At 40.3% G+C, this 6,162-nt stretch carries 8 protein-coding genes; 4 read left to right on the forward strand and 4 right to left on the reverse strand.

Annotated features, from left to right (window positions below):
• The first annotated feature begins 180 nt into the window (after positions 1 to 180).
• The gene (locus IBX40_10225) at positions 181 to 564 is read left to right on the forward strand and encodes a hypothetical protein (protein MBE0524693.1); all 384 of its coding nucleotides are present in this window, start codon (positions 181 to 183) and stop codon (positions 562 to 564) included.
• A gap of 182 nt (positions 565 to 746) precedes the next feature.
• Here the strand turns inward: IBX40_10225 and IBX40_10230 are convergent, their stop codons facing one another.
• On the reverse strand, positions 747 to 1,718 hold the full coding sequence (locus tag IBX40_10230; GenBank protein ID MBE0524694.1) for a transcriptional regulator: 972 nt from the start codon (positions 1,716 to 1,718) through the stop codon (positions 747 to 749).
• An 85-nt stretch (positions 1,719 to 1,803) separates the two neighbouring features.
• Between IBX40_10230 and IBX40_10235 the strand changes: the two genes are divergently transcribed.
• The 3 genes from IBX40_10235 (at position 1,804) to IBX40_10245 (ending at position 4,043) form a co-directional block, all read left to right on the forward strand.
• A complete protein-coding gene (locus IBX40_10235) occupies positions 1,804 to 2,085 on the forward strand; it encodes an acylphosphatase (protein MBE0524695.1) in 282 nt (93 codons plus the stop codon).
• A 70-nt stretch (positions 2,086 to 2,155) separates the two neighbouring features.
• Positions 2,156 to 3,259, forward strand: a complete 1,104-nt coding sequence (locus IBX40_10240) for a DUF373 family protein (GenBank protein MBE0524696.1) — start codon at positions 2,156 to 2,158, stop codon at positions 3,257 to 3,259.
• Complete coding sequence (locus IBX40_10245; protein ID MBE0524697.1) at positions 3,237 to 4,043, forward strand: MTAP family purine nucleoside phosphorylase; 807 nt, start codon at positions 3,237 to 3,239, stop codon at positions 4,041 to 4,043. The genes IBX40_10240 and IBX40_10245 overlap by 23 nt, the downstream gene beginning before the upstream one ends.
• Here the strand turns inward: IBX40_10245 and IBX40_10250 are convergent.
• The 3 genes from IBX40_10250 to IBX40_10260 form a co-directional block, all read right to left on the reverse strand.
• Positions 4,040 to 4,723, reverse strand: coding sequence for a hypothetical protein (locus IBX40_10250; protein ID MBE0524698.1), 684 nt, complete (start codon positions 4,721 to 4,723; stop codon positions 4,040 to 4,042). The two genes, IBX40_10245 and IBX40_10250, sit on opposite strands and share 4 nt — an antisense overlap.
• Before the next feature lie 285 nt (positions 4,724 to 5,008).
• A complete protein-coding gene (locus IBX40_10255) occupies positions 5,009 to 5,167 on the reverse strand; it encodes a hypothetical protein (protein MBE0524699.1) in 159 nt (52 codons plus the stop codon).
• A 47-nt stretch (positions 5,168 to 5,214) separates the two neighbouring features.
• Positions 5,215 to 6,054: an ATP-grasp domain-containing protein gene (locus IBX40_10260; GenBank protein MBE0524700.1), complete on the reverse strand. Its 840-nt coding sequence runs from the start codon at positions 6,052 to 6,054 to the stop codon at positions 5,215 to 5,217.
• Positions 6,055 to 6,162: the final 108 nt, after the last annotated feature.

Raw genomic sequence — 6,162 nt, forward strand, 5'->3', positions numbered from 1 at the left:
TATTACAACCTTGAGAAATCAGGCTAAGTTAGGTATGAATTGGATGATAATAGGCAATCATAGGCGATCATAGAACTTCAATGTATAACTTCGGGGAAGTATCCCAAAAGAGAGACACAAAAGTTATCACAAAGGTTATCACAAAGGATGACACTAAGGTAACGTAAAGGAGCATAAAATATGACCAAAAGATCGCCAAGTTATTATAAGTACAAGAAAGAGCACCCCACAGTATCATTTATCTTAACCAGAGAGCTGAAAGAGGCTCTGGATATACTTAAGGAGGACAAATCCTATGGGCAAACAATGAAACAAATCATAGAGGGTAATGTCGATCAAGAAATGTCCATAAAATTAAACGAAACGCAGGACGAAGTTTTAAGATTAAATGAACAATTGGAATATCTGAGAGGGGTTCAGCGATTTGAAGTACCATGTAGAAAGTGCAGGCAACCCATGAACTTTTCAAGCAATTCTGACCAATGGAAAACAAAAATATATCCCGCACTCTGGAAAGCATTTAGAACATGGACACACGGAGGAAATTGTCCGGAGGAAGAATAGTTACAATACAACTTCGTCATGCCCTGAAAAATGCGGATTGCATCTAAGTTTGGCAAGCCTGAGAACTCCGGGTAAAAACTGGTCCCAAAATTTTTCAATGGGATCTATGTTTTCTACTGTGATTGGTCAGAATTCTTAAATCGGAAGTAGGGCTATTCGGAAGTACTGAACTTTTGAATAATTTATGTAGGCGGTATTTTTTCGTAAATGTAATTTATTAGGTCTTCAAAATCATCCATTGCTTTTAGTTCGTTTTTTTCTACCAGTACGGTATTATCCACATGTTCATATTTACATGGCCCATTGATGATGAACATAGATTGGGTATTTGTTACTTCAGATATGCTGCTCATTAGTTTTGCCCGTTTTATCATTGCTCCGGAATAATTACTATATCCGGTAAGAATTGTTATTAAGGATTTGTTGTTTACATTATCCTTATGTTCAGATGAAACTGCATTAAATGGTGCCTGAGAAATAGGTATCACATCGCAACCCAAATCAGACAACATAAATTTAATACTAATCCCAAGTTGTGTTTCTGCAGGCTGAATTTTAAATGGGCGACTGCTTTTTTTAGGATGTAAAAAGTCAATGACAGTTGCGATTGTCTCATTGAATATCTCATAAAGTCGCAATACCATATCCACCGACATATCCATGTCTTCTTCTTCATACTTACTTATGGCACGTCTTGATACACCTAACTCTGCAGCAAGTGCACCAATAGATAAATTGTGTCTTATCCTTATATCCCGTAGCAAGCTGCCATCAATACCCACATAAAGACCCCCTGGTGCAGCATAGACTATAGGTGCCAACTCTTCAATAAAATAATCGTAAAATGTTTCAATATTGATGGAGGGAAGGTTGTATCTATAATATACGACTGATGACTCAAGAGGATGGTCTCTTGATTTTTCGGCTATGATAAAAGGTGAACCATTTAGATTTTCTGCAATTAACCTCATCTCTTCTGCAGTTCCCTCTTTAAGGCCATCTATATTGGAGATGACCTTGATCAATAACATTTTTTTTTCTAATCTTGCAGCTATATCAAAACTTCTTGGCCTGATATTGCATCGTTCAGATACACTAAATCCACATTTTTCAAGTATACCTATAACTTGATTGATTAATATCTCTTTATTCATCCTCTTTCCAATTGTGGTACGTAATTCTATATAAAATAAGAGGGTAAATATATGTATTTTATTATTGATAATTGGGTGCTACATAATGAATAATACCAGAGTACATCTATTTATTTCAGGAAAGGTACAGGGGGTTTTTTTCAGACAGAATACCTATAAAAAAGCAAGGGAATTAACATTAACAGGGTGGGTAAAAAATCATTCAGATGGAAGAGTTGAAGTAGTAATCGAAGGTGCCCAAGAGCATGTAAATGAAATGGTCGGTTGGTGCAGGATCGGAAGGCCTCCTGCAAAGGTTGCAGGTGTAGAGGAGATCTGGGAAGAGCCACTTGGTGAATTCGATTCTTTTGAGACAATATATGACTGACCTTAATTACGTTTTTACACCAACGTTTTTATATCCCCTTTTATAATATCATCATGAGGAGGGCAAAATAATGGATAAGCTAATTATCTGCATCGATCGCGACGATGACATTGGTGTAAAAGCTGGAGAAGTCAGTCCAATAATTGGCAGGGACAACAATCTGACAGCAGTCGCAAAGCTTGGGATTGCTGATCCAGAAGATTCTGATATTAATACCATCTATGCAGGTATCAAACTTTATGATGAATTGATTAAAAATGGTTTTGATGTTGAGATTGTATCCATAGCAGGAGACCGTGATGTCGGCCTGATTTCGGACCATCATATTTCGGAACAAATTGATGAATTACTGAAAAATTACCCTGTTCAAAACGCCATCTTTGTCTCGGACGGGGCAGAGGACGAATCAATTCTACCCATCATTGAATCCAGAATTAAAGTGGATGGAGTTCACAGGGTCATTGTCAAGCAGAGTGCAAACCTGGAGAGCACCTGGTATATCTTAAAGACAGCTTTCAATGATCCAAAGATCGCTAACACTTTTTTTGTCCCCCTCGGCCTGGCCGCTTTAATATATTCATTCTTTATTTTTACCGGTGACCCCAAATATGCGTGGGCTTCGGTCCTGGGTGCGATTGGTGTCTATATGCTGGCCCGGGGTTTTGGACTTGATGATGTATTTGGGAATTATAAATCAATTATGAAACAATCACTTGTCAAAGGTAAGATGTCTTTTATTACTTACCTTGTAGCCCTGGTACTGCTTATTATAGGAACGATTTTAGGTGCTATCAATTTCTGGGAATATTATATTCGCATAGATGTTTTCGTAGGTATAATTATATTGATAATGGTTTTTGTGAATTATTCTATCTGGTGGTTGGTTGCAGCTGGCTGGGTAGCAGTTATTGGCCGAATGATAGACCTTAGTCAGGAAGGGGGAAATTATAGAAAGAACTGGCCTTTCTTATTTTTCCTATTTTCAATAGGACTGTTATTCTGGGGTGCCAGTACATTCATACTTTCGGTAAGTCCCTCTATACAAGAATATTTTATTTCAGCCGATACCGGTAGGAATCTTCTGGTGCTGTCAGTTATAGGGGCAATAATAATTTCGCTTATCGGTATCTGGGTGTCAACGAGGAGTTCCAATGTTCAAAACCAACCTGCCTAAGTTCGATGCTGTAATAATTGGTGGTGTGGGATTCCATTATACAGATTCTGATGATTTTGATGTTTACACTCCATATGGGACAGTCAAATTGAAAAAGATCAGCATCAGCCATCACGGTACTAAATTAGAACTGGCTTTAATACAAAGACATGCCAATAACGAATCTGCTACAAGAGAACATCTTCCACCCCATATGCTTAATTATAGGGCCAATGTGTGGGCTATAAAAGCAATTGGAGCCCAGCGGGTAATAGCAACTAATTCAGTAGGTACCATGGGTGATCACCTGCCAGGTAGTTTTTTTGTCCCTGATAATTTTGTAGACTTCACAAAATCCAGACTCAATACCTTCTATGATAATGAGACCGTACATGTGGATATGACAGACCCGTACTGTAGCGAGATCAGAGATAGTCTTTTAAAAGCACTATACCTGAATCATTTGGAATTGAATTCAGGTGTGTATGTTTGCACCGAAGGTCCCAGGTTCGAAACTGCAGCAGAGATAAAAATGCTCAGTTCTTATGGGGATGTTGTTGGCATGACCGGATTACCTGAAGTTGTACTTGCAAAGGAACTTGGATTATGCTATGCATCGATATGCATTATTACCAATAAAGCAAGCGGGCTAAGTGGAAAAAAATTGACTGCTGATGAAGTAATGGAAATGCTTGATGCAAAACTGGTAACGCTTCAAAAACTGGTCATTGATGCTGTCACATCTTTGACTTCATCCTGCAAATGTAATTGCAGATCTGCCACCGACAATGCCCGGGTTCCCTAAACCTGAAGCGGATTTTGATGTATCTCAATAGCTTCTTCAATAGTAAGTTCACCTTTTGCTACTTTGCGGGCCAGATCTCTCGGTATGCTGGCTTTTCCATTTGAATGTTCACGACTGTATTCCTGAATGCGTTTGATCTCTCCCATCGAGGGTTCTACTTCCTGCTTCCCAACCACAATTCCAGTAAGTTTGGCAATATTAATGGCAGCTATGATATCTGAAACTTCTGAACTGTGTAATCCTCTGCCCATCGAAGGTGAAGTACCAGTCTCATCCACAACTTCAATGGGAATATTAAGGTCATGTAGTGAATTGATCAATTGCGTCCTTACAAGCCTGGCACCGTTCCCGATCTTAATGATAGTGTTTTCATTAGGATATTCTTCCAGGATCTGTAGTATAACATTTGTAACCTCTCGGGCTGTAACGTGATGAACTTCAACTACCTGGCCATCTTCCAATACCGCTATGCCCGGGTTTTTACCAGGATCGATACCTATTACGATCTGACCTATCCAGGTCTTGCCTTTTAGAATTCGTAATGCTGCATTAATTGTGGAATTGGGATCCTTTTCATAAGTCACTATCTTTTTTGGGTCAAAATTGATTTTTGTCGCTTCAGTTATGGATGTGATGATTGAGCCTATATTGAATGGAATCGGGTCTTTGAAGGACAGCACCAGAATATCAATACCCCGGGATTTAGTTACTTCCAGTATGGACTGAAATATACTAAAATCATCTGTTATTAGTGCTATCTGTTTTGACCTGGTAGCCCCTCCGAAGGTTAATATTTAAAATTGGGTGTAATAGCACATAAAGTTGTCCCAAAAAATTATGTGGTTCAGATTGCTGCCTATTGTTCTCACAGGAATCTTTTTAAAATGAACAGAATTGAGCCCATACAGGCTCGGTCTTGCGCAGTGCAATAAACATTACGGCAAAAATTGACTCGAAATAATTTCTCACTTACCTGATTTCTTTGCAAGTTCCTCGACAACTTCAAGAGGCAGCGCCCTGGCCAGGTCCAATTTAGTCACGCATCTGGTTGGAATATCCCTCTTTTTTGCTTCTGCTCTCAATGATTTGGCATCTATCTTTTTAGCAAGCTCTTCAATCTCCATAAAATAAACCTCTCTTTACTATTTTCTCTAATGGATTATCAATATTTTCATGCAAGATCAGCTTTGGTAAATTCAAATTCCCCATTTATGCTCACAGTTTCTGGCAGCCCGCCAAATCTGGCAGCCAGGATTATCTCGCCCAGTTCTCTCTCCATCAACCTGCTGATCCCGATAATAGAAGTGGTAGGCCTGGGATTAACATCAATCAGCCAGGGCTCTTCAGCCAATACAATATCCACTCCAACATAACCCTGACAGCCCAGCAGCTCGGCAGCTTGACATGCTGTTTCAAATAGTTCCTGATTCCTCCCTGAATCAATACCTACCATACCACCATTATATTGGATCCTATCGCCCAGCCTTATATTCTGCCTGTTCACGGAAATTGGGAGCAGTTTCTCACCCAGCACCAGGCTTACGCTTAAATGCTCGCCCTGGATATACTCTGTTGCCACGAACCCATCAGGTATTTCATTATTGTATTCTAATAAAGTAGTCTCTTCTGAGGCGCATCCCCATCTGGGTTTTATGACCACCTGCTCACCTTGTATGAAAACGTCTATTATGTCCTTGATAGCGGTTCTTGGTGTTCGTATCCCGCCCTTACTCAAGGTCTGGGTACAGATCAATTTATCTGCACATAGCCTGACCGACCGGGCCGGGCATCCCAGATTGACCGTGTTCTCTTCGACAATCTCGGTCAGGTCACCCAGAAGTTCATCGGGTGCTACCACGAGAGCAGCATCGCATTGTTTTGATAGGGATTCCACTGACTGGTCAAAATCAGTGGTCCTGACGGGAGTTCCCATCGATAATACAGGGCCGCTTGTGGGATATGTGACCATGTGCCCGGACCGCTCAAAGCTTTTGACCAGCACGTCCAGCATGGCCCTGCCTTCCAGCAGGATCGTGCCCTCCTCACCTGCACCTACCGCATACTCGGCCACCAGGATGTTCATATGGAATAAGCATCGTCAGTCAAGATAAATGTTACA

It is taken from the genome of Methanosarcinales archaeon (assembly GCA_014859725.1).
Classification (GTDB): domain Archaea; phylum Halobacteriota; class Methanosarcinia; order Methanosarcinales; family Methanocomedenaceae; genus Kmv04.